The 23,734-nt window shown below is 46.1% G+C and carries 32 protein-coding genes and 2 pseudogenes; all 34 read left to right on the top strand.

Going from position 1 to position 23,734, the window contains the following annotated elements:
* The first annotated feature begins 32 nt into the window (after positions 1–32).
* The 34 genes and pseudogenes from DSOL_RS13150 to DSOL_RS12990 all read left to right on the top strand — a co-directional run bounded on the left by DSOL_RS13150 (position 33) and on the right by DSOL_RS12990 (position 23,727).
* Complete coding sequence (locus DSOL_RS13150; protein ID WP_075365296.1) at positions 33–293, top strand: hypothetical protein; 261 nt, start codon at positions 33–35, stop codon at positions 291–293.
* Positions 290–508, top strand: a complete 219-nt coding sequence (locus tag DSOL_RS13145; protein ID WP_235838814.1) for a hypothetical protein — start codon at positions 290–292, stop codon at positions 506–508. Before DSOL_RS13150 ends, DSOL_RS13145 begins: the two co-directional genes overlap by 4 nt.
* Positions 509–564: 56 nt before the next feature.
* Entirely contained in the window at positions 565–1,215 is a 651-nt protein-coding gene (locus tag DSOL_RS30040) for a SpoVG family protein (RefSeq protein ID WP_427854404.1), read from the top strand.
* A 113-nt stretch (positions 1,216–1,328) separates the two neighbouring features.
* On the top strand, positions 1,329–1,562 hold the full coding sequence (locus tag DSOL_RS13135) for a DUF6133 family protein (protein ID WP_427854403.1): 234 nt from the start codon (positions 1,329–1,331) through the stop codon (positions 1,560–1,562).
* Positions 1,563–2,031: 469 nt separating this feature from the next.
* The gene (locus DSOL_RS13130) at positions 2,032–2,385 is read left to right on the top strand and encodes a helix-turn-helix transcriptional regulator (protein WP_075365294.1); all 354 of its coding nucleotides are present in this window, start codon (positions 2,032–2,034) and stop codon (positions 2,383–2,385) included.
* On the top strand, positions 2,372–3,262 hold the full coding sequence (locus DSOL_RS13125; RefSeq protein WP_075365293.1) for an ImmA/IrrE family metallo-endopeptidase: 891 nt from the start codon (positions 2,372–2,374) through the stop codon (positions 3,260–3,262). The genes DSOL_RS13130 and DSOL_RS13125 overlap by 14 nt, the downstream gene beginning before the upstream one ends.
* Complete coding sequence (locus tag DSOL_RS13120; RefSeq protein ID WP_075365292.1) at positions 3,252–3,821, top strand: hypothetical protein; 570 nt, start codon at positions 3,252–3,254, stop codon at positions 3,819–3,821. Before DSOL_RS13125 ends, DSOL_RS13120 begins: the two co-directional genes overlap by 11 nt.
* A 243-nt stretch (positions 3,822–4,064) precedes the next feature.
* Positions 4,065–4,190: pseudogene (locus DSOL_RS29540) on the top strand (hypothetical protein); the annotation flags it as partial.
* Positions 4,191–4,268: 78 nt separating this feature from the next.
* Complete coding sequence (locus DSOL_RS13115) at positions 4,269–4,712, top strand: prepilin peptidase (RefSeq protein WP_075365323.1); 444 nt, start codon at positions 4,269–4,271, stop codon at positions 4,710–4,712.
* Positions 4,709–5,542: a Flp pilus assembly protein CpaB gene (gene cpaB / locus DSOL_RS13110; protein ID WP_075365291.1), complete on the top strand. Its 834-nt coding sequence runs from the start codon at positions 4,709–4,711 to the stop codon at positions 5,540–5,542. Before DSOL_RS13115 ends, cpaB begins: the two co-directional genes overlap by 4 nt.
* Positions 5,535–6,350 (top strand): CpaE/TadZ family protein, encoded by an 816-nt coding sequence (locus DSOL_RS13105; RefSeq protein ID WP_075365290.1) that lies wholly within the window; start codon positions 5,535–5,537, stop codon positions 6,348–6,350. Before cpaB ends, DSOL_RS13105 begins: the two co-directional genes overlap by 8 nt.
* A complete protein-coding gene (locus DSOL_RS13100) occupies positions 6,347–7,711 on the top strand; it encodes a type II/IV secretion system ATPase subunit (protein ID WP_075365289.1) in 1,365 nt (454 codons plus the stop codon). The genes DSOL_RS13105 and DSOL_RS13100 overlap by 4 nt, the downstream gene beginning before the upstream one ends.
* Positions 7,708–8,637 carry a type II secretion system F family protein gene (locus tag DSOL_RS13095; protein WP_075365288.1) on the top strand — a complete coding sequence of 310 codons (930 nt, stop codon included), beginning with the start codon at positions 7,708–7,710 and terminating at the stop codon, positions 8,635–8,637. The genes DSOL_RS13100 and DSOL_RS13095 overlap by 4 nt, the downstream gene beginning before the upstream one ends.
* Before the next feature lie 7 nt (positions 8,638–8,644).
* A complete protein-coding gene (locus DSOL_RS13090) occupies positions 8,645–9,517 on the top strand; it encodes a secretion protein F (protein ID WP_075365287.1) in 873 nt (290 codons plus the stop codon).
* 124 nt (positions 9,518–9,641) lie between these two features.
* On the top strand, positions 9,642–10,019 hold the full coding sequence (locus DSOL_RS13085; RefSeq protein WP_015043336.1) for a DUF3848 domain-containing protein: 378 nt from the start codon (positions 9,642–9,644) through the stop codon (positions 10,017–10,019).
* On the top strand, positions 10,013–10,408 hold the full coding sequence (locus DSOL_RS13080) for a DUF4320 family protein (protein WP_075365286.1): 396 nt from the start codon (positions 10,013–10,015) through the stop codon (positions 10,406–10,408). Before DSOL_RS13085 ends, DSOL_RS13080 begins: the two co-directional genes overlap by 7 nt.
* Complete coding sequence (locus tag DSOL_RS13075) at positions 10,405–10,950, top strand: hypothetical protein (protein WP_075365285.1); 546 nt, start codon at positions 10,405–10,407, stop codon at positions 10,948–10,950. Before DSOL_RS13080 ends, DSOL_RS13075 begins: the two co-directional genes overlap by 4 nt.
* A 91-nt stretch (positions 10,951–11,041) precedes the next feature.
* A complete protein-coding gene (locus tag DSOL_RS13070) occupies positions 11,042–11,596 on the top strand; it encodes a DUF6550 family protein (protein ID WP_075365284.1) in 555 nt (184 codons plus the stop codon).
* Between the two features lie 74 nt (positions 11,597–11,670).
* A complete protein-coding gene (locus tag DSOL_RS13065; protein WP_075365283.1) occupies positions 11,671–13,401 on the top strand; it encodes a DUF8193 domain-containing protein in 1,731 nt (576 codons plus the stop codon).
* Positions 13,402–13,493: 92 nt separating this feature from the next.
* Positions 13,494–13,835, top strand: coding sequence for a DUF3852 domain-containing protein (locus DSOL_RS13060; RefSeq protein WP_045574759.1), 342 nt, complete (start codon positions 13,494–13,496; stop codon positions 13,833–13,835).
* A gap of 106 nt (positions 13,836–13,941) precedes the next feature.
* The gene (locus DSOL_RS13055) at positions 13,942–14,289 is read left to right on the top strand and encodes a nucleotidyltransferase domain-containing protein (protein ID WP_075365282.1); all 348 of its coding nucleotides are present in this window, start codon (positions 13,942–13,944) and stop codon (positions 14,287–14,289) included.
* Positions 14,255–14,680 (top strand): HEPN domain-containing protein, encoded by a 426-nt coding sequence (locus DSOL_RS13050; RefSeq protein ID WP_075365281.1) that lies wholly within the window; start codon positions 14,255–14,257, stop codon positions 14,678–14,680. Before DSOL_RS13055 ends, DSOL_RS13050 begins: the two co-directional genes overlap by 35 nt.
* Before the next feature lie 325 nt (positions 14,681–15,005).
* Positions 15,006–15,866, top strand: a complete 861-nt coding sequence (locus DSOL_RS13045; protein WP_015043328.1) for a conjugal transfer protein TrbL family protein — start codon at positions 15,006–15,008, stop codon at positions 15,864–15,866.
* A pseudogene (locus DSOL_RS28850) lies at positions 15,863–16,425 on the top strand (DUF7768 domain-containing protein). The gene DSOL_RS13045 and the pseudogene DSOL_RS28850 overlap by 4 nt, the downstream one beginning before the upstream one ends.
* A 13-nt stretch (positions 16,426–16,438) precedes the next feature.
* Positions 16,439–16,705, top strand: coding sequence for a hypothetical protein (locus DSOL_RS13030; RefSeq protein ID WP_075365278.1), 267 nt, complete (start codon positions 16,439–16,441; stop codon positions 16,703–16,705).
* Positions 16,702–17,292, top strand: coding sequence for a hypothetical protein (locus DSOL_RS13025; RefSeq protein ID WP_075365277.1), 591 nt, complete (start codon positions 16,702–16,704; stop codon positions 17,290–17,292). Before DSOL_RS13030 ends, DSOL_RS13025 begins: the two co-directional genes overlap by 4 nt.
* A 107-nt stretch (positions 17,293–17,399) precedes the next feature.
* Complete coding sequence (locus DSOL_RS13020; protein ID WP_075365276.1) at positions 17,400–17,855, top strand: HEPN domain-containing protein; 456 nt, start codon at positions 17,400–17,402, stop codon at positions 17,853–17,855.
* 281 nt (positions 17,856–18,136) lie between these two features.
* Positions 18,137–18,328 (top strand): hypothetical protein, encoded by a 192-nt coding sequence (locus DSOL_RS13015; protein WP_075365275.1) that lies wholly within the window; start codon positions 18,137–18,139, stop codon positions 18,326–18,328.
* Positions 18,329–18,511: 183 nt separating this feature from the next.
* Positions 18,512–20,344, top strand: coding sequence for a VirB4 family type IV secretion system protein (locus DSOL_RS13010; RefSeq protein WP_075365274.1), 1,833 nt, complete (start codon positions 18,512–18,514; stop codon positions 20,342–20,344).
* Between the two features lie 38 nt (positions 20,345–20,382).
* The gene (locus DSOL_RS27965; protein ID WP_170871506.1) at positions 20,383–20,532 is read left to right on the top strand and encodes a hypothetical protein; all 150 of its coding nucleotides are present in this window, start codon (positions 20,383–20,385) and stop codon (positions 20,530–20,532) included.
* Complete coding sequence (locus tag DSOL_RS13005; RefSeq protein WP_075365273.1) at positions 20,525–21,598, top strand: M23 family metallopeptidase; 1,074 nt, start codon at positions 20,525–20,527, stop codon at positions 21,596–21,598. Before DSOL_RS27965 ends, DSOL_RS13005 begins: the two co-directional genes overlap by 8 nt.
* A 16-nt stretch (positions 21,599–21,614) precedes the next feature.
* Positions 21,615–22,664, top strand: a complete 1,050-nt coding sequence (locus DSOL_RS13000; RefSeq protein WP_075365272.1) for a DUF3846 domain-containing protein — start codon at positions 21,615–21,617, stop codon at positions 22,662–22,664.
* A 14-nt stretch (positions 22,665–22,678) separates the two neighbouring features.
* On the top strand, positions 22,679–23,104 hold the full coding sequence (locus DSOL_RS12995) for a DUF6103 family protein (RefSeq protein ID WP_075365271.1): 426 nt from the start codon (positions 22,679–22,681) through the stop codon (positions 23,102–23,104).
* Positions 23,105–23,112: 8 nt separating this feature from the next.
* A complete protein-coding gene (locus DSOL_RS12990; RefSeq protein ID WP_075365270.1) occupies positions 23,113–23,727 on the top strand; it encodes a hypothetical protein in 615 nt (204 codons plus the stop codon).
* The last annotated feature ends 7 nt before the right edge of the window (positions 23,728–23,734 follow it).

The raw sequence follows: 23,734 nt of genomic DNA, 5'->3' as shown, positions 1-23,734 counted from the left end.
CAAAATATAGATTAATGGAGGGAGCGATATTAATGGACGAAGAAAAAAACATACCCTCTCAGGAAGTATTAATGATGGTGGATATGTTTGATTGTCTGGACGGACAGCGGCAGCTTGAGCTGCTAGGAATTTTTATTAAAAAGCTTGAGAATGGCGAAATTGAGCTGAATGGGAAGCAAATTACGCCCGAGGAAGTTGGAATTGATGACGCTTATGTCTGCTATAGCACCATTCTGGATATGATCAGTGCGGAAGGCAAGCTGACTGATCATCAGACCCAAGGGATAACATGATGAGCAAGTTTAAGAAGAAAAGGCAGCAAAGCATTGTCGGTCAAGCTACTTACCCACAGTCTTCCACTACAGAACTGACGAAAAACTATTCGTTGCATGACGGGTTTTTATTCAGAGGGGATACACCTGTATCCCTTGCAACTTCTGGGATTGTTGAGAATACAGCCAGGGGATTTCTTCATGTAGAAAAAACAGAGAAATACAAAACTGAATAAAATTTCACAGGGAGTATCCAAACACCAGAATAAGAAGCTGGTGTTTTTTGTCGCCTGTGCCGGAGGTGGTAGTAACGGAAAAACTGGAGCTTGATCTAATCAGGGTTGCCTCCTATCCGGATTCCATTTTTAAATATCAGTTGATTTATAAGGCCGGGAATGCCACAGGCATGGCGTGGGTATACAGCTTTGATGAAGAATGGTACTACCTATATAAGCAGGACACGGAAAAGTATAGGGTAAAGAGGCGCAAAGACCTTGAAGGCATTAAGCCCTCTTTTACCTATAAGCAGCAGCGGAAAAGGCCAATAGATCATCAGGTCAAAGCAAAGCCCCGTAAAAAAAACTTGGTAGTGCAGCCATTGCCCATGAAAGTGGAAGTGAAGATCGGTTCCATTCGTCCCTCAGGAAGCGTCCGGGCCACAGCTACAGTCAAACTGAACGGCTGCTTCTCCATCCTCAATGTAAAGATTATCGACGGCAGTAAGGGCTTGCTTGTAGCTATGCCCAGCTGCAAAACAGACGACGGAGAGTATCAGGACATCTGTTTTCCGGTGACCGCAGCTTTCAGGCAGCAGTTTGATGATGCTGTCATCAACGCCTATCAGCAGGCATTGGACATGAATCAGAGTCAAGCACCCACTCAGGGAGATTCACCTTTTGAAGAACCGGAGCAGGCCGACTGCATGCAAATGGGCAGTATATAGCGTCCAATTTTTGTAGAACGCCAACACATACAAATTGACTCGATTGAGAATCCCTGCATTTCGCTGAAAAAGCAGGGTTTTCAATAAAAAAATAGATTTATGGAGGCAAAAACATGATGAGAAAAAATGTGACTAAGGTAAAGAATCAGATTGCAGGAAAGGCACTGATGGCCAAAGCCATCCTGAGATCACAATGCGGTGAAAATTTTGTGGACAGTGCCATAAAGATTCTAATAGCAGTAGTAATTGGTGCTCTTCTGCTTGCAGGACTCTATACATTATTCGGAAGTACGGTGCTCCCAACACTTACCCAACGCATTAAAGATATGTTCAACTATGCAGGCTAATCTGCCGCTTTATTACTATGCTGCTGGCGGCGATCATCTGTGACATCCGAAAATGGATCATCCTCGACACTCTCTGCCATGCTGTTTTTCTGAAAACCAGCATGGCAAGGAATACGCTAGCAAACTGGTGGTATTTCTAAAATTTTTTGGATGGTTGCGGCGTTGAGTACGATGCCGCAACCAACAAAAGTGTTTTGCCTTCGTACACAGTCTGATAAAAAGGCTGACTGAAGAGAACCATAAATTTAAAAACCCAGATGAATTGTTAAGTGGTAAATTGTTCTTATCGATAAAAAAACTAGTTTTAAGACAAAACGAATGATATTATTATTATCTCAATATTAATCTTCTTGAGGATAATGTATATTTATTGACACTAATTGATAATAATAGTATCATAATATTGTGCCAATACATAAACTGTATTACTTAGCCACATGTTTTTGTTGTCGAAGGAGGGAGGATCCTTATGGAAAAAATATCTTTAAGTAAGTTATCAGAACTAGTGATTAAAAAGCGGAAAGAAAAAAATATGTCTCAACAGGATTTACAGGATCAAACAGGCATCAATCGGATGTTGATCAGCCGGATCGAACGCAGAGACTTTGTACCTTCTATTGCTCAATTGGAAGTTCTGAGCAAAACTCTGAACTTCTCTATACAAGAATTAATTGAAGAGGATAAAACTCAAAATGTGTTTGTTGCTATGCGCGGCCAAGCCAAAACTCCAAAAGAAGAAGAGGGGATTGAAAAGCTTTTCTCAATGATGCTCACTCTCAAAAAGCAAAAAGTATTAAGGAGCAGATTATATGAAGAGCAATAGCAGCCTGCCTTCATTAACAGAAAAACAAGAGTTCGATATTGTAGAGTTGGCCAAACAACAAAGAAATTCATTAGGCAGCGATGATGCCCCTATTGCCAATGATTTGCTTCTTTTGTTGGAAAAGAAACACATTACTTTAGTCCAATATCCGATCGAGGATAATGGAACCAGATCCTTTGGAGCTATGTTTCTTACCACAAAAGATGCAGATATTGATTTTAACTTTATTGGTCTAAATACCAATGATTATTATGACAAACAAATTTTTTCAATTGCGCATGAGCTTTACCATTATGCCAAAAAAGATCAGTGGCATATCAGTCGTGATGACGAGGACAAATCTGGTGATTTCACCGAGCTGTTGGCTGATAAATTTGCAGCTGAGTTTATCTTGCCGTTGCATACCTTTAAAAAAATCGTTGTTTCCGAATTTGACAAATCTGAACTATTCGACCTACAGCTAAGTACTATCTTACGCTTCATCGCCAGAATTCACTGCACGTGGTGGCTGCCCTATAAATCTATTGTCAGAAGGTTGTTGGAAGCCGGAAGCATCAATCTAGAAATATATAATAGGCTTTATCAAATAGAAGAGCGCCGTCCGGATGGCGAGTATTATAAAATAGGACTCACCACGAATGAACATGATTTCAAAATGTTAAATGACATTACTCGAAAAGTGGGTACAGGGGCTGCTGACCTTGAAATTCTGGTTAGGAATTACGAAGATGGCATCATATCAGAATCACAACTTGCAGACGACTTATTGCTTTTTGGAAAAAACCCCGAAGATTTTGGAGTGGCGTTTGAAATTGATGAAGAAGATGCGGCAGAGCTCAATGAGCTTTTCGCAGAGGGCGCCAAAAATGGATGTTAAAGTTGATAAAGTCAATGAGGCTTTCCTAAGCCTCATGCAAGATCCCAACCAGTTCATTACCCTTGATGCGAATTTTTTTCTCTTGCCTAACCGATATAATGATTCCAAGCTCAACGTTCCAGACATGCCCATGGATTTTTGGATAACAAATTGGCTTGATCCCCTCTTTTCTTGTTTTCAAAATTTAGCTATACATGAAGCAGTTAATGATGAAATTTTCAGTGGACAAGCTGGAGATTATGTCAATGCAAAATTAACGTCCATTCCACCTACGCTCTTTTTACACAAAGACAGTCAGCTTTCTCCAGAAGAATTGATCATTAGAAATACTAAAGAAGCGCTAATTGCTCAAAATACCAAGTACATCCCGGAACTTGACAATAAGGACGATCGAGGCGAAGTAAAAACTCTTGCCTATATTAGCACCAAAAATTTAATTTATTTTGCCTCTCATGATGACAATGCCTTGAAATTGATCAAAAACTGCGAAGAATTAAAAACTTCGCTGGATGAACAAAAAGCAATACACATGTATGAGTTAATTATATTTTCTTTATAAAAAAGGTAAAAGCAATAGGAAATACTTAAAAGCAATTTATAAAATTCAATATCATCTAACAAAACATGAAAAAGATATAAATCTTGAGTGGGGTAAGTTTATCGAGGCAATGGATGCTATGTATGGAGCATACTTTTCTAACTGAAATACTCAAATATTATTACTTGATAATTAACACGGATAAACAGAAATGTTTGGTCGTGTTTTTTTATACACAAAATTAAAAACAAAGGTGGTAAAGTAATGATTTTACAGTGTGCAAACAAAAAAATCTACCTGTTATTAAGGAGGTTGGAATTATATCGTATACATCCAAAGTACACAAAAGCCATCAAAATTTTAATTGCGGTTGTTTTGGGCGCTCTGCTGCTTGCAGGACTCTATGCGAGTGTTGGAGATACCATGCACTCCCCAAACTTACCCAGCGTATCAAAGATATGTTCAACTATGCAGGCTAACCTGCCGCTCCTGTTGCAGGGCGGTTTTTTTATTGCCCTGCTGCTGGCGGCGACCATCTTTGACATCCGAAAAAGGATCATCCCGGATACCATTTGCTTGGCTGTTGCTCTGACGTGCTTTATTTTTTTTGAACCTATAAAACTGCTGGGCATTCTGGCAGCCTTGCCCTTTCTCCTCGCTGCATTGTTTTTCGGCGGTATGGGTGGGGGAGATATCAAGCTGATGGCAGCATCGGGAATCGTCCTCGGCATCACAGGAGGCATTGCGGCATCCGTCCTTGCGCTGACCGCAATGCTTCTTTTTTATGCCGTTTATTCTACAGTGCAGAGGCTGCGAAATCGGGAATACCAAAAATCGTTCCCTCTTGCACCCTTTCTAGCCATCGGCTGTATAGCCATATACTTCATGAATATAGGAGGAATCGCTTTATGAACTTTTTAAAAAACAGGACCGTTCTCGGTATAATCTGCATCGCGCTGTCCCTGATCATCTGTTTTGTAGTAACACCGCTGTTTAATTCAGGCCTATCCCAAAAGGTCGGCCTCATCCGTGTAACCAAGGACATCAAAGCAGGGGATCAGATTACCAAGGACAAGGTGCAGGCCATTGAAGTGGGCAGCTACAATCTGCCCAAGGATGTGGTGAAAAGCACGGATACCGCAGTGGGCAAATATGCAACCACTGATCTGCTCGCAGGTGACTACATTTTAAAAGCCAAGCTCGCTGACGTACCTACCGAAGGAAATGCCTATTTATATAACCTGAGTGGTGAAAAACAGGCAATTTCTGTCGCCATTAAGAACTTTTCCAATGGTCTATCGGGCAAGCTGATCTCCGGCGACATCGTTTCGGTCATCGCTCCCGACTACAGGAAGCAGGGCACAACAGTCATTCCGGCAGAGCTTCAGTATGTGGAGGTTATTGCAGTCACTGCCAATACCGGCTACGACACGGACAGTGGAAAACAGGCAGCGGATACCATGAAAAACGATAATCAAAAGGCTCTGCCTTCTACCGTAACCCTCCTCGCATCCCCGGAGCAGTCTAAAATTCTTGCCGAGCTTGATTCGGACGGCAAACTCCATCTGTCTCTTGTTTACAGGGGTACAAAAGATAATGCAGCAAAATTTATAGGATTACAAGATGCAGTAATTGCTAAGCTTTATCCAAAGACAGAGGTAAAAAACGAAGCAGCAACAAAGGAGGATGCTGCCGTGCCCAAGCAAACCGTACTCAAAAAGGAGACGAATAGTCATGATTAATTTTAAAACCGCCAGCATTTTCTCCCGCAAAACCGGCAGTGAACAACAGTCTCCAGAACCGGAATCCGATAACCAGGTGCTGGCCGTATGGGGCAGTCCTTCCTCAGGCAAGACCCTTGTCAGTGTCAAGCTGGCCAAGCATCTCGCAAGCAAGCGAAAGAATGTGGCACTCCTGCTGTGTGATATGACCGCACCACCGCTGCCTTGCATCTGCCCGCCCTCCGATGTCGAATGTGAAAAATCCCTGGGCAGCATCCTTGCGGCAACCCATGTAACGGATAATCTCATCAAGCAAAACTGTGTGCTGCACAAAAAGCAAAGCTATATCACCCTGATCGGCATGCTGAAAGGTGAGAACGTCTTTACTTATCCGCCCTATACGGCAGAGCAGGCAGTGGAGCTGATCGAACACTTAAGAAACATTGCGCCCTATGTCATTATCGACTGCGGCAGCATCATTGCCAACGATATCCTGTCGGCGGTTTCCCTGATGGAATCCGATGCGGTGCTGCGACTTGTCAACTGTGATTTGAAGTCCATTTCCTATCTGTCCTCGCAGCTTCCTCTGTTGATGGACCAGAAATGGGATGCCGACAAGCAGTATAAAATCGCTTCCAATGTGAAGCAGTATGAGGCCAAGGAGAACATGGAGCAGATATTAAACGGCGTGACTTTCACCATCCCCCACTCGGAGGAAGTGGAGCAGCAGTATCTGTCGGGGGATCTGTTCAAGGACTTGAGCCTGAAAGACAGCAAAGGCTTTCGCAAGGAACTTGAAAAAATCAGCAAGGAGGTGTTTGGGATATGAGCATCACTGCAGCGGCAAACCACAGCCTTTTTTTTAGCCCGGACAACACTTCCAAGGATTTCGGAGCCGTACTTCGCGATGTGCAGGAATATATATCAAGCAAATACTCCACCCTCATTCTGGATGGCGGCAAAGACGAGGTCAAGGAGCAGGTCAAACGGTACATCAGCAAATACCTGATGGATTACCGCATCGCCGTAAAGGACATGACCATGGAGAAATTGGTAGATGCGCTCTACACCGAGATGGCTGAATTCAGCTTTTTAACTAAATATATCTTCGGCATCGGTATTGAAGAAATCGATGTAAATGCCTGGAACGACATTGAGGTTCAATATTCCAATGGGCGGACCGTCAAGCTGGACGAACACTTTGACTCCCCTGAACACGCTATCAATGTGGTTCGAAGGATGCTCCATGTATCCGGTATGGTGCTGGACAATGCCAGCCCTGCCATCCTCGGACACCTGTCGAAAAATATCCGTATTGCCGTGTTGAAAACGCCCCTTGTGGACGAGGACGTGGGTGTGGCAGCCTCCATTCGAATTGTCAATCCGCAGCACTTAGCAAAGGCTGACTTTGTCAGAGGCGGCACCGCCACGGAAGAGATGCTGGACTTCCTCTCGGAATGCCTGCGCTATGGCATATCGGTGTGTGTGGCAGGAGCCACCTCATCGGGCAAGACGACCCTAGCTGGGTGGCTGCTGACCACCATCCCTGACTCGAAAAGGATTTTTACCATAGAGAACGGCAGCCGTGAGCTTGCCCTAGTGCGTAAAAAGGACGACAAGATTGTTAACAGTGTCATTCATACCCTCACACGCTCCAGCGAAAATGAGAAGCAGAACATTGATCAGGATAGCCTGCTGGATATGGCGCTGCGGTTTAATCCTGAAATCGTGTGCGTTGGAGAGATGCGTTCCTCGGAAGCCTATACCGCACAGGAGGCCGCGAGAACCGGGCATACCGTGCTGACCACCATCCACAGCAACTCCTGTGAAGCGACATGGCGCAGGATGGTCACCCTCTGCAAGAGGAAATACGATATTGCGGATGATACCCTGATGTCCCTTGTCACTGAGGCGTTTCCGATTGTGGTTTTCACTAAGCAGCTTGAAGATAAGCAGCGCAAGATGATGGAAGTTATGGAGTGTGAAATCCTCTCGGATGGACAGAAAAACTTTCGTAGCCTATACCGCTTCAACATCACCGAGAACCGGATGGACGGCGACAGGTTCATTATCAACGGCAGCCATCAACAAGAAAATGCCGTTTCCGAGAGTCTGCAAAAACGTTTTTTAGAAAACGGCATGCCCCAGGAGGTTCTCAAGAAAATACTGAAAGGAGGCCCTGATCGATGAGCCTGCTTCAACTTATTGCCTGTATCGGCATCATCGTCGGTGCTTTTATTCTTCTTAGGCTGTCACCTGTAGAATTTGCCGACAGCCTGTTCAGTTTCCTGACCGCAAGACCCCCAAGCATCAAGGCCGAAATCAACGAGGCGACGCAGCGGAAAAAGCCTTCCTTTTTCCGAAGAGAAATCATGGAGGTACAGGACATCCTCAAGCTGACTGACCGAAGCAGCCGCTTTTCTCTGATTTGCGTCTGCTCCCTTGGACTATTCGCCCTGGGTGCCTCCATTGCCATCGTGATGGGAAATATGTTCCTTGTGCCGGTGCTTGCAGGGGGCTTTATGGTCCTGCCCATCTGGTATGTGAAGCTGACGGCAAACCATTACAAGAAAGATATCGCTGCAGAGCTTGAAACCGCTCTGTCCATTATTACAACGGCATACCTCCGGAATGAGGACATCCTGACCGCCGTAGAGGAAAACCTTGACTACTTAAATCCACCCGTCCGTGATATATTCGCTGAGTTTCTCACGCAGATAAAGATGATCAACCCTGATGTGCATGCAGCCCTGAGAGCAATGAAACCTAAGATTGACAATGAAGTGTTTCAGGAATGGTGTGATGCCATCAGCGCCTGCCAGTATGATCGGGGAATGAAAACCACCCTCACGCCGATTATAAGTAAGCTGTCGGATATGCGAATCGTCAACGCGGAGCTTGAATACCTTATGTTCGAGCCGAGAAAGGAATTCAGCATCATGGTGATCCTCGTCATCGGCAACATTCCCCTCATGTATGCCTTGAATCATTCCTGGTACAATACGCTGATGCATACGGTAATAGGACAAATCGTTCTTGCTGTGACGGCGGTTTTGATTTTTGTTTCAACAGCTTTTGTGATTAAGCTGACCAAGCCCATCGAGTTTAGGAGGTGAAAATAAATTGATATCCCTACTATTTTTATTCGCAGTCTTCCTTGCCCTGGGGCTCTTTTTTGTTTTTGCGGATATCTTAAAGCTGCCAACTGTGAAAGCATCCAAAGCGATGATCAATACAGGGCGGCAAGACAAAAAGTTGTCCAGGACGATGGAAGCGCTGTTCTTGGATGCGGCGGTTAAAGTCTCCAGGCTGATCCGCATGGATGAATACAAGAAAAGCCGTCTGAAAAGCATCCTCAAAGCAGCAGGCATCCAAATGACTCCCGAAACCTACACGGCTTACGTATATGTCAAGGCAGGAGCAATATTCCTCGGAATAATCCCCTGTCTTTTGCTTTTACCCCTGCTGTCCCCGGTGCTTGTATTGCTTGCGGTGGCAGTCTATTTCCAAGAGAGTCAAAGAGCCGATGAGTGCCTGAGAGCCAAGAGGGATCTAATTGAAAGCGAGCTGCCGAGGTTTGTAGCTACCGTAGAGCAAGGCTTGAAAAACAGTCGTGATGTGTTGTCCATTATGGAGAATTTCAAGAAGAATGCAGGTAGCACTTTCGCTGGTGAATTGGACATTGTCTGCGCGGATATGCGTTCCTCCAGCTACGAAGCAGCACTGACAAGGTTTGAGGCAAGGCTCAATTCCCCGCAACTCTCCGATGTGGTTCGAGGGCTTATCGGTGTGCTTCGTGGCGACGATGGAGCGGTCTATTTTCAGATGATTGCCCATGACTTTAAATTGCTTGAGCTGCAGCGCCTCAAAACTCAGGCACAGAAGATACCGCCCAAAATCCGCATCTTTTCCTTTCTAATGCTGATGTGTTTTCTGCTGACCTATCTTATGATCATCGCATTGGAGATCATCAAATCCCTCGGCGGGATGTTTTAAAGGAGGACTGCAAAATGTCTGGAAAGATGCAGACGCTGTGTTTTGACACTTCCTCCTTGTTGAGCCGAAGTCAATATAGGGCAGGCACAATCCATGTAAATCTATATAAGTGAAGGAGGATATCATGGACAAAAGTGACAATACGAAGAAACTGTTTCAGGAAAAGATCGATGCCAACTACGTGGCATATATAAACGACCTTCAAGGTATGACCAGTTCCGAGCTGATAGATAAAGCCGAGAAAATCGCCGCCACCAAGCAGGTCTATCAGGAATTGAAAGACGGTGGCTGCAATACCGACCATCTGGAATACCTGCTGCGCTTTAAAAACCCGCTGGAGGTTGTGCGGGATCAGTGGCTGAATGAACAAGGAAAAGTCTTTGATGAGGATATGGAGTATGTCCTCTCGAGTCTTGCCGACAAAAGAAGTGCCGAGCAGGACTACGAGTTGGACGAAGCCTTCTGCGAACCCGAACAGTACAAGGGGATGCGATTATGCTGAAAAAGCTGCACAATAAGCGCGGTGAGGGATATATCGATGTGGCTGTGCTAGTGCTTTGTGCCATGCTGGTACTCGCCCTGGCCGTTAAAGTTTTTCCGGTCTTCATTGCCAAAAATCAACTGGATACCTTCGCCAATGAGCTGTGCAGAGAGGCTGAAATAGCAGGGCGTGTGGGCAGCGAAACCAGCACTCGAGCACAGGTGCTCCAGGAAAAAACAGGACTTAATCCCACCATCTTATGGTCAAAGACAGGCTGGATACAGCTCAATGAAGAATTCACAGTGACAGTGTCTATGCAGACCAACATCGGACTTTTTGGCGGCTTCGACTCGTTTCCCATCACTTTGACGGCACAGGCTGCTGGAAAAAGCGAGGTGTATCACAAATGATAAAACTATATGGTATAATAAGGAAAAGTAAAGGGTCGGCATTTCCTCTTGTGGTAGCCATCGCTCTTGCCCTTGTCATCATCATGTGCGGCATTTCGGAGTACATGCGGCTGATGATTATTGCTTCCGGTGTCCGGGATGCCGTCCAGTCTGCCGTGATTGCAGCCGCCAACGACAACTATGATGATGTATACAATGGAGTCAGGGAGGGATATTCAGGAGGCTATGCACTGTCTGGTTCTACATGGGAGGACCGCCTTGACTATGGCGACATTTATGACCGCCTGGACCGGACACTTGGACTGCAAAGAAACGGCGGGGTTCATATTAAGTATGCGGGAGAAACGGTGGAGTTTAAGCTCTCCAACCTCACGGTAAACATCATCAATGCGCCCTTTGCACCATCAAATCCCGATGGAGCGCAGAAATTCCTTGCAGATGCAGCCATTACCTTGGAGGTCCCGGTGTCCTTTGGAGGCAAGTCATTGCCTCCCATGCGGATAAACCTCAAGGTAGAGGCCGGATACACCTCTAAATTTTGAATATTCACATCCTTTCACTGGACTTTGGTAAACTCTTCTGGTAGGGTGTGAATTAAAAGAGACAACCTGATTTAAAGGAGGTTAAAAACCCATGAAAAGTATGAACAGCAAAACCAAACGACTGTTTATAACCGGATGCCTTGCCATCGTTTGTGTGGTTCTTATAGCTGCGATATCTTCCAGATTTCAAATAGAATCTGTCAAGGAGAATGCAATACCTTCATCTAATACGGTGGCAAACGAGATTACCCCGAACCCCGATTCAAGCAAGCCCAATGAAACAGCAGGGAAAAAAGACGAGATCGTAGTGAACCCAACAGAGTCAGGCACGCCGCAGGGTGGTACATCATCTCAGAATTCTAATGAAATCGTACAGTCCAATACACCGGAGCCTGTAAAACCGGAACCACCCAAAAAGCCAACACCGCAGGGGGTTGTCACCAATCCAGTAAAGACTCCCGAATACAAGCCGGAGGATACCACCGTAAGCAAGCCATCAGAACCCAAGGCTGGTGAAAAGAATGAAAAAGGGCAGGTATGGGTTCCCGGATTTGGATGGGTAAATGATAGTGGTGCCAATAAAGGTACAACTGTAGGAAACAAAGGCGACGAACTAACTGGCAAAAAAGTGGGCTCCATGGATTGAGTCATTAATAAAATAGTATATTCCAAGAAGCACAGCAGAAAGGCTGTGTTTCTTGCGTTTACAAAGGAGGTACTATGAAGCGAATAGTTAGCATTATGCTCGTACTAACTTTAATGCTGACCTCTCTTTTCCCAATAACTGCTTATGCTATTGGAGATGGAAATATTGACAATGGAAGCGGCGACATGGGAAACGGTACAAACGAAAACTATTGGAATACAGGTGACGAGGGAGTACGGGTCACAGTTGTAAGGGCAAGTGATGGCTCTCCTGTTACCACACCGATAGACTTTACCAATAAAACGCCCGCTAATACATTAGTAAATTTTAATAAGGTCAGTAAGATTCAATATGCTCGTGGTGTTAGCCTATCAGTAACAGTGAATGGGTACACCTATGTGAATCCATCCAAAGCTCTCCCACGTATTATCAGTTCAGGAGATGGCAATGCAAGCATCGAAGCTATTAAAAGCTACTTTACGGATGAATTAATCGTAAGATATATATCATCTGTTACAGGCTTTAACTATGATACTCTGATCAATGGGGATTACAAAATTCTCCTGGAACCCATTGCATACCTTACCTTCAATGGTATAGAAATGGCAATGACCGCTACTGAAGCCGCTTTATACGATCAGCAGCTGAATGGCGGTCTTCAAAGCAAGATGGCATCGCTGACTCACAAGAACCTTCCGCTTGGGATGTTCCTCGAAACGCCGGATCTCGGATACCCAGCATGGTCTGGTTCTACAACAGACTCAGTGTCCAATACGGATATCATATCCTCCCTCGGTCTTGGCATCGTGCGATTCAGTGAAGCTGATCCGCCGCCGGAGATAAGTGCCTATGACTACGAATACAGAGTTAACACTGAGGTCATCACTGCAGTCACCGTCCGGGGAGGGCAGGCTGACCCCGATCATCCGGTATCAGTAACCTTCAACATTGGCGGCAGAAACTATAGGGTAAACAATGTCTACTATCCAAATAGCGACAGCCAACTGGTGTGGGTGCGCTGGACAACACCATCCACCCCACAGACTATGACCATCACCGTCAGTGTGTCGGGAGGCGGTTCCCCAAGTAAAAGCATCATCACCGCCAAGATTGTTGACCTGTCCCAAAACGATCCTCCCAACCCCACTGCCAATGACCGGAACGACTCCTACACAACGCCGAGTATTCCAAACAACCCGCAGAAAACCTCGGCCTCATGGGGCGTATGGTCTGCGTGGTGGCAGGCGTATTGGGTCTGGGTGTCGGATTGGAAGTGGTATAGTGATGGAAATGGGGGAGGCTTTTGGGTCGACAACGGTAGCTGGGAGGACCACGGCTGGTGGGAGTTCGACTGGAACCCATACTCTGCAAGCCTGACCGCTTCTGTAAACATCAAGCCCGACGATAAGGTGCCCACCGCATCAGGCAATAATATGAAGTCCGGCTATGGCATCAACATCAGTGTCACTGCCAATGTGAGCTCCAATCAATCCTCCGCTGTGACAGGCGCGCAGACATCGGTGACCTACTTTCCGGAGTTTCAATACAAGGACTATTGGCGGCTTTTAGATAGAACCAGCAGCGGGTACAGTGCGAGATTTGAGTTTAAGCAAAACAAATACTCGACCTATGACCGGCGTGTTCATTTTACCCCTGTGTGGTTCCCGAACAGCAGCTATATACCTTATACGTATTTAATCGACTGTTGGACACCTGCCGGGATGCTTTCTACGAACCTTACCGACACAGTGACGATACAGGGAAGCTTATGGGATGACTGGCACATTGCGCCCGTCAAACCATAAAGAAATATCAAAAAATGAAGAAGATCGCCTTGATGAATACTCGGCGGTCTTTTTTATTTTCTAAATTATAAATATGAAAGGCGGAATTTGCAGTGAAAAGAAGTAAAAAGATCCTGGTGGTCTTCTGCCTCGCCCTTGCACTTGTAATAATGTTCTGTGTGGTAGCTTATGCTGCACCTACAGGGGATGTTGCCGGAGCAATTGAAAATACGTGGAATGACGCATCCTCGCAAATCAAAACCGTGGTTAACAAGGTCGTATTCCCCGCAATAGACCTCATTCTCGCCGTGTTTTTCTTCGCCAAATTGGGTACCGCTTATTTTGACTATAGGAAGCACGGGCAGTTTGAGTGGGCGGCTCCGGCCATCCTTTTCACCTGCCTTGTGTTTACCCTTACGGCTCCGGTTTACATCTGGACAATTCTTGGCATGTAAAGCGTGGATGGGTGATGGATTGCTTATCGTTTGGCTTTTGGATATACTATAATTGGAAAATCTATTCTATGTTGATTGTAAAAGTGCCGGAAAAGGAGGGTGCTCTATGGATTTACAAATAAGAAGCGAACTGGATATGATTTCTAAAACGATAGCAGACACGGTGTCGGTCAATACAATCTATCTGTTTGGTTCTTACGCTTACGGCCAACCGCATCGGGCTAGCGATTTTGACCTGTATGTAATCATCCCGGATGACTCTATGCGTCCGCTGGAGGCAATGCAAACCATTGGGCACGCCCTGTACCATGTAAAGAAACGGCCTGTAGATATCCTTGTGGGCACCCAAAGCAATTTTGATCAGCGCAAAACATTACCCACGATTGAGCGCACGATATTTAGAAACGGGGTGATTTTATATGGAGATCAGCAGCCTGTGCAGGCGATGGCTTGAATTTGCCGCCGATGATCTCACTGCGGCAAAGCATCTGTTATCCTTATATCCGTTTCGGTTGGAAATTATCTGTTATCATTGCGAGCAGTCTGCTGAAAAGATGTTGAAAGCATTTTTGCTGATGCACGATGAAGAAGCACCGCGCATTCATGATTTAGGCGAGCTATGCCGCCTATGTGCTTTAAAGGATAAGGGATTCGATGGAATTGCCGAGGATTGTAGCAGGCTGACTCCCTTCGGCGTTCGTGTGCGTTATCCGGAAGAAATCGAAGTAACAGAAGCGGATATGCATAAGGCAATAAAATCAGCGGACCACATCATGGATTTTATTACTCACGCTATGACTGAGGAGCAGCACGAAGCTCAGGAACAGGGGATGACAATGGAATAGCTACAATTCAAACTCAAACCTTTGCGTCAAATGAGAAGTCATTTGGCGCTTCTTTATTGAGGATGATATTTCAGAGGCGATCCAGCAGTTTGAAGAGGATTATCCAGTATTTGAAGGGATTCGTTAATAAAAATGCCACTGCTCTTTGTGCGTTGCAACGAAGAGAGCAAGAAAATCCAGGTATATCAATGTGTTAAGAGTGTAGAAGAACACGCTAATCTAAAGTGATTAAGCGTGTTTTTTTTGAAAAATAATGCGAACTTCCGAAAAGCACGTCGTTAAACAATGCGGCTTTCTATTTTTAATGAAAGGAGTGAAACGCTCAATGTTTATATGGGATTTTGCTGCAAATCTTGTCCTTGGGCAGATTATGGACTGGATATATCAGCAGCTGATCGGCTTCCTCGGTGACTTCTTTTCCATGATGGGCAATATGGGAGCCGACCTGTTCGGCATGACCTGGGTGCAGGCCATCGTAACACTCTTTAGTTATCTGGCCTGGGCTTTGTATGGAACCGGGCTGGTGGTAGCGCTGTTTGAATGTGCCATCGAAGCACAGTCGGGAAGGGCAAGCATAAAAGATACAGCCTTGAACGCCATCAAGGGTTTTATGGCTGTGAACCTGTTCACCATTGTGCCGGTGGAGCTATACAAGTTATCTGTTACGCTGCAGGGTAGCTTTACTTCGGGAATCTCAAACCTGATGGGAGCCAGCGGAGGCATCAGCACCATGGCTATTGGTGCCCTTACCAACTTAGGGGGGCTTGGACTGAATCCAATCCTCGGCATTTTTTGCGTTATCCTCATGGGCTATGCTGTGATTAAAGTTTTTTTTGCCAACCTGAAGCGTGGCGGCATCCTGCTGATCCAGATTGCAGTAGGGAGCCTGTATATGTTCTCGGTACCCCGTGGATACATCGACGGCTTTGTATCCTGGAGCAAACAGGTGGTAGGCTTGTGCCTCACCGCATTTTTGCAGGCAACCATCCTCATTGCCGGACTCTTGGTGTGGAATCAGAATATGCTCCTCGGTCTCGGCCTGATGCTGGCAGCATCTGAGATACCAAGGATCGCCGGACAGTTTGGGTTGGATACTTCCACCAAGGCCAACCTCATGAGCACCATCTATGCTGCCCAGTCTGCCGTGAACATTACCAGAACGGTAGTACAGGCAGTGGCGAAATGATGAAACTCGTATATATCGCCTCGCCCTACGCTGGGAATATCGAGCACAACACCAGGATGGCGATAGAGTATTGCCGCTATGTTGCAAGCGGCGGTGTGGCTCCAATTGCTCCCCACCTCTTGTTTCCTTTATTTTTGCAAGACAGTAATTCGGAAGAAAGAAAAAAAGAATTGAAATGGGCTTGCGCTTCCTTGCCTTCTGCGATGAGCTGTGGGTCTTCGGTGACCGGATATCTGAGGGAATGGAACGAGAGATTGCGGATGCCCAAAGGCTCAGCATCAAAATAAGGTACATCAAATTTATTGAAAACCAAGGAGTGATGAATATGAAGCAATGGGGTATTTGGGCAAAACGCAACGCTGCTTCCATCTGTGGAGCTGCGGAGGCTTGGCTGAAATCAGACGGGAAACCCATGACCTTTGACACTTGGGAGGAAGCTGCTGAGAAAGCAAACGTGCTGATGAATAACATTAGAACGGTAAATGTCTCCTACTTCCCTAAGAAAATGGAGCTAGAGCTGGATGAAGAGCCATCTTCCGGCATGGGCATGAAGCTGTAAGGAGGGCTGAGCCATGTATATCTACCCTGATAATTTAAAATCCAAAGCGGTGCTGTGGCTGTGGCAGCTTCGGGATATCGGCATCATCGGTATTGGGTGTCTTATCTCTGTTTTTGCGCTGGCACAGCTCGGCCTTCTGTTGCCGATAGTGGCGACGGCTCTTTACGGTTTCCTGACTATCCGATTTGAGGACACCTCTATCCTCGATTTTATCAAGAATGCCTGCGGTTTTTTTATCACTAAGCAGCAAATGTATGAATGGAGGTACACGGAAAAATGAGCAGAAAAGAAAAGAAGACAGCTAAGCAAAAGCTTTCTACACGGCAGCTCATCGGCACAAAAGACATTACCGATTACAGTCTGCAGACCTATGGGCACGGAGAACTTGTGTATTTTATTATCAAGCCGAGCAATATCTCGGTGCTGTCGGAAGCCAGCATCTCAGCAAGAATCTATGCCCTCATGACTGTGCTGAAAGGCATGGCGGAGATCGAAATGTGTTGCCTGAATTCCCGTGAAAATTTCGAGGACAACAAACGATTTCTCCGGGAACGCATCGAACAGGAGGGCAGCTCCACCGTCCGCAAGCTGCTGGAGGCTGACCTGGGCTTCCTCGATAGAATACAGGTGCAGATGGCAACCGCCCGTGAGTTTCTTATCATCATACGGCTTAAGGATGAAAAACAAAAAGAAATATTTCCGTACTTAAACCGCATCGAAAAAACCTTGCGGGAGCAGGGCTTCTCTGTGAAGCGATCCGGAAGCGAGGATATCAAACGAATCCTGGCGGTGTACTTCGAGCAGAACGTGACCACCGAAAGGTTCGAGGACTTTGACGGACAAAGGTGGGTGATTTTAGGTGACTAACCGTCCAGTGCGCAATGGTTTTGCGATATAATCGGCCAAAAGAAGGGAGATGAAGCAAACTATAGGACCCGGTGAAAAAACAAGTGACTGAGAAAGGATGATGTCATATAGAGAGAATCAACAGAGTCAAAGGATGGCTTGATTTTGCAAACAAAGATATCAGTTGCGCAAAGTATCTCTTAGGTATGCGTCCGGTTCCCTTGGAAATTGTCTGTTATCACAGCGAACAGGCCGCCGAAGAAGCGCTAAAGGGATATCTCCTATATCAAAATGTAGAACCGTCTCAGACTCAAGACTTAGAAAGGTTATGCAGCATGTGCCTGAAATTCGACAAGGCTTTTGAGGGGGTGATGGAGCCTTGGGAGAGACTTGCGCGATATGGCGAACCGATATATCCTTTCGAGATGCAAATTTCAAACAACGATATGAAAACAGCCATTGCTGATGCTGACCGTATAATGGCATTCGTACTTCAAAGGTTTCAGCTTGCCGAGGAAATTACCCAGAATGACGATGAACAAAAAGAACAGCAGGAAAATGCTCCAGGACAACAACTAACCTAACGCATTCATTATGAACTCCAAGCGTAAAATCGTTGGGTACTTTATTTTTGTCCTTTTTTACGTCTGCAGCCTTGTTCTTTATTGACGAAGGGCGAGGCCGCTATTTATCTATTTTGCCCTGTTCATTTTTTCACTCATTTTAAGGAGAGGATATGATGCCGAAAACCGACAAAACTGCGGCTGTCAGGCCGCCAGATGGTAGCCACATCCCAAACAAAGAAGCTGATAGACAGTAATTATTAGTGAAAATATAGTATAATATATAGGTAGGTGGTGTTCATATGAGAGATTTGGAAAAGCTCATTGATGAGGTTAATGGCTCAATGTCAATGGAAGGCATGCCGCTTACGCAGACTAATAAAGATAGAATCAGACATTGCGTAGGTAATGATAAACTGGTTGAAGAAACGATAGCTGAACTTATAAAAACGCACACGGCTGTCAATAACATGACTCAAACTTTCATGGAATAAATTCTGATCATCATCAATACTTAGAATAAAGATGACTGCCATAAAGAGGCAAGGGAGTATTAGTTTAGGCTAATGCTCCCTTTTTATATATCATCCGATAAAAGAAGCCGCTTGCTTTATTGTATCAATAGAGCAAGCAGCTTCTTTTATATTCAAATTCAAGAAGAAAGGAAGTGAAAGTCTATGGTAAAAAGAAAACTTGGCACGCCAACGCCTGTGCAGGATGATGTCCGCATCCAGGAATTCCTTGATATGATCGCACCATCAGTGATCAAGTTTAACACCGACCACTTCATTTGCGGCAACACCTACCGCTGCGTTTGGGCGTTACGAGAATACCCTACCGCAACCGATGAGCAGGCCATTCTGCGTCACCTTGGAGAAAAGGATGGCATCACCTTAAAAATTTATACCCGTCACGTGACCTCTATCGAGGAAAAGAAGATTATCAGTAATGCGGCCAACAAGAACAGGCTGAAGCAGAGCAACACCAATGACCTTCAGCAGACCGTCACTGCCGAAAGCAACCTGCAGGACGTTGCAAATATCGTTACCGCCATGCATCGGAACCGGGAGCCGCTCCTACACTCGGCGGTATATATTGAGTTGTCAGCCTCCGATCTTGACCACTTAAAGGAGCTTCAAACCGAAGTTTTGACCGAGTTGATCCGTTCCAAGCTCAATGTAGATCGGCTTATGCTCCGTCAGCAGCAAGGGTTTATTGCTGTGATGCCAAGCGGCTACAACATATTTGGCGACCAGTTCGAGAGGGTACTCCCCGCTTCCAGTGTGGCCAATCTGTATCCTTTCAATTACTCAGGAAAAACCGATGCCAATGGTTTCTACCTTGGACGGGATAAGTTTGGAAGCAATATCATTGTCGATTTCAACAAGAGGACCGACGACAAAACCAATGCCAACATTTTGATCCTGGGAAACTCCGGTCAAGGCAAAAGCTACCTTATGAAGCTCATCCTTTGCAATATGAGGCAAAGCGGTATGAAGGTCATTGCCCTTGACCCTGAGCATGAGTATGAAGATTTAACCCTCAATCTGGGCGGCTGCTTTATCGACTTGATGTCCGGCCAGTACATTATCAATGTCCTGGAGCCTAAGACATGGGATGAAAACGGATCGCCGGAGGACAAGGAAGCACCCCAAGCCTTCCGCTGTGCCTCCAAGTTGTCGCAGCACATCTCCTTCCTGAAGGATTTCTTCAGGAGCTACAAGGACTTTAATGACAGGCAGATTGACACCATTGAAATCATGCTGACCAAGCTCTATGACAAGTGGAACATCACCGACCATACCAATTTTGACCGACTGACACCCAAGGATTATCCTATTTTGTCCGACCTGTACAAGCTGGTAGAAGGGGAGTATCAAAGCTATGACAGCAGCCACAGGCAACTCTACACTGCAGAAACCCTGCAGGAAATCTGCCTTGGACTCCACTCGCTTTGTGTAGGTGCGGAGAGCAAATTCTTCGACGGACACACGAATATCACCGACAGCCACTTCATCACCTTTGGCGTAAAAGGATTGCTGCAGGCCAGCAAGAACATTAAAAACGCTCTGCTTTTCAATGTACTTTCCTTCATGTCCAACCAGCTGCTGACAACAGGCAGCACGGTAGCCAGCATTGATGAGCTTTACCTATTTCTTTCCAACCTAACAGCCATCGAGTACATCCGCAACTTTATGAAGCGTGTTCGTAAGAAGGACAGCGCAGTCATCCTTGCCTCGCAGAACCTGGAAGACTTCAACCTGGATGGGATCAGAGAATACACGAAGCCCCTGTTCAGCATCCCGACTCACGCCTTCCTGTTCAACGCCGGAAACATTGATGCCAAGTTTTATATGGATACCCTACAGCTTGAACAGAGTGAATATAACCTCATCCGTTATCCGCAGCGGGGTGTCTGCCTCTATAAATGCGGCAACGAGAGGTACAACCTCATGGTTTCTGCACCGGAATATAAGGAAAAATTGTTCGGCACGGCGGGAGGACGGTAACCGCCGCAGCTAAAAATTAACGGAAAGGAGGCATAACCATGTTTGCCAATACCCCTATGTACTACCCCTCCATCGAGTATGCAAAGGAAAAAAACGAGCTGGAACTGTGGCGTGAGTCCCACAATATCAAGCAAGGCCATGCACAGGCAGAAGTCCCGGAACAATTGGGAGGGATGAACCTTGGCTGATCCCGCAACCCTTGCCCTGATTGCCAGGGCTGTCATCCCAGCTACGACTGACAAACGGACGTGGAAGGTGATCGGAGCCATCATCGCCGCTCTGCTGACTCCCGTTATTCTAATGGTGGTTGTGATTTTGAGCTTGCTCTCCGCCACAGCAAGTCATAACAATGCTGCCATTGATCTGACCTTTCACGGAGGTGCTATCTCCTCGCAGATGCCTGCGGACTACGCCGACTACATCCGAAATATGCGGGACAGCTTCTCGGAGCTTGACACTGCCATAGGGAATATAAGTACGGAGCTTGAAAGCGGAAGTCTTGACAGCACAAGAGTCAAGGCGATTTTTTATGCTCTGTTTTTCGGCGCGGACAGCCCCTCTAGGGACAGCGATGACTACCGTGCGTTTGCAGATTGTTTCGTGCGGTACGAAATCCGGTCCAATGAAGCAACGGGTACCAGCTCTAAGGTGGCCATCCCGCTAACCTCCTTGCCGGAGATTTACTCAAACCTGGAAAGCACACTCGGCAGGACAATCACCAGTGAGGACAAGGCCAATGCCTCGGAGATTTACAACCGCATCCTCTATGGCGACATTCCCACAGAAGGGGATGGACTCCAGAATTGGGTCAACACCATCACTGCAAACCCTGCTGAGGTTCCCTTTATTGGCGGCGACTTTATCAGTCCCCTCGGCAGCAGCTGGCGTAGCATGGTGACCTCCGAATTCGGATACCGGAGTGATCCTATTCATCCCACGGCTGAAAATTTTCACTCAGGAATTGACCTGGGCGCGCCGAAAGGCACCGATATCCATGCCGCCAATGGAGGCACTGTCCTGTTTGTCCGCTATAAAACCACAGGCTATGGATACCACTTGGCAATCGATCACGGTGGGGGCATCGTTACCTTATATGGTCACTGCTCTAAAATCCTTGTGACCGAGGGGCAGGCGGTAAGGCAGGGTGAGGTTATTGCACAAGTGGGTTCCACAGGCAAATCGACCGGAAACCACTTGCATTTTGAAGTTATTGTTGACGGCACACCACAGAATCCAAGAAGCTATCTACCATAAAAGAAGGGGTGAAACTATGTTAACAACCAAAGCGGTCTTTAATAGAAAGTTGGATGACTTTGAGCCTAAGAACTGCGTTATTGAAAAAGTTGTTGCACTTACGTCTCACGAATACGATAAATTTTCTGAAAATATGTTGGCTGACTATGACTTTATAAGGGATAACAAAGACCTGCAATATTTTGGTGAGGATGCCACCTGCCACTGCATTTTAGTGGTGGGAGAAGAAAGAGATGACGGTATCCTTGTCCAGGGAGAGGGCTATGACTATGCCCGTTATGCTGCATTCCTACCGAATGCCTCTTTGTTTTTAGCAGCAGTTATGGAGCAGGAACAATCAGCAGAGAAACAAACAGTAGCTCGCGGCCTTAAGCTGAAAGATTTAATGTCGATGCCCTGGGAGGACATCCATCTCATTCACAGCGATGAGGATATAGATCTGGCTGCCCTATGCGAGTTTAAAAGTGATACCCTGACCGATGCCGGAAAGAAGGAATGGGCTGACATTCTGGAGGCTGATGTGCACCGGATATTTACTGGTGAATATGGCCTGCAAATTGAGGTCAGCGGTGTAAAACCTCAAAGGCTATCGGACTTTTCATACATGCTTGCAGGCTATTGCTCCGTGCAGGACTATGAAAAATGGGTAACGCAGAAGCTGGAAGCAACATTGGCTGAAACTAATAGTGAACCACAATCAGAACATCAAAAAATAAAAGTCTTAATGGTTGAGCCGCATGAGACTCCTTATGTTGCGGAGATCGGCAATGATCTTGCCTCCATGCAGAAAGCGGTTGGCGGGAACATTCAGGCGGTAGATTTAGCGTCCTATGTTTCCCTTGTCTGCAATGAGGAAGGCAAACTGTTAGAAATGGAGGGCAACCGCTCCTTGGGCAAAGACATCCTCGTCGGCAACTTTTTTATTGCGGGTTATAACGATGAAGGTGAGTTTATTTCATTAACTGAGGAACAAATTGAAAAATATACGCAAGAATTTCTTACTCCAGAGAGCTTCACCAAAGAGCAAATCGAGGAAGCTACTGGATTTACCTCTATATCATTTTAAGGAGGAATGAACCCATGGAAAAAACAAATTTACAGGTATCCTTTGATGTCGACAAGCTCAATGCACTGCGGTTTTATATGACAAAGAAAGAATTGAACGTAGAAGATGAACTGCAGACCCACCTCGACAGGCTCTATGAAAAGATGGTTCCCGTACAAGTAAGAGAGTATGTGGAAAGCCAGTCCGGGAGCGAGGCTCCCAAACAGGAGATCGAAGTAGAAAAGGATGCTGTCAAGCAGGAGATCAAAGCAGAGGGGAATGCTCCCGAGCAGGAAGTCAAAGTTGACGAGGAAAAATCCTCGGAAAAGCAACCAAGACAAAGCAAGCGCCAGCGTGAAAAGGAGCTGGCTGCTGCCGCACAGGCCGAACCGCAACAGGAACAGACTGCCGGGCCGGAAGAAGCCGAGGAAGAAAACCAGGGCATGAGTATGAGCATGTAGGCAGTCCAATGAAGAAGGAAAAGCATCCGCAGAATCTTGAAGCAGAACTACAGCAAGCGTTCGACCGATGGGATACGCTCTATAAATTTGGAGGTCATGATCCTTTCTGGTCGGACGGCTGCAATTTAAACCTTGTGCGCAATCACATCAGCCACTACAAACAAAAGATTGAGGAAACCTATGAGCCGCAAAACTATCCGGCTATCTACTATCGAGAGGCACCGTCTGAAGTCCCCCAGGATTACATGGCAAGGAGCGAGGAAATCCGGTCGAAGGCAAAAAAGGTGGTACAGGTTTATAAAAAAGATGAGAACTATCAATTCTTATTATCCCTTGTAGAACGGCTTGATCTAAAGGATATCAAAACTACTAGCATTCGAAATGTGATCAATTATGTGAAAGGGCTGGAGCAAGCAATCGCTGCGGATGATTTAATATCCATGCGGCGGCATGAAAATCCGGAGGGCTATATTGAATCCTTCCTCGAATGTGCAGAGCGTGTCAAATCCTTAAAACCGAGAGACAATGAGCAACTATCACTTTTTGATGTATGGCCGGACGAATTTTCCGAGGAAGCTGATGAATGCGAGGAAGAAGATCAAGGCATGAATATGCGTTTATAGGAGGGTG

The organism is Desulfosporosinus metallidurans (assembly GCF_001936615.1).
GTDB classification, from domain to species: Bacteria; Bacillota; Desulfitobacteriia; order Desulfitobacteriales; family Desulfitobacteriaceae; genus Desulfosporosinus; species Desulfosporosinus metallidurans.
This window is presented reverse-complemented; position numbering and strand designations above follow the sequence as displayed.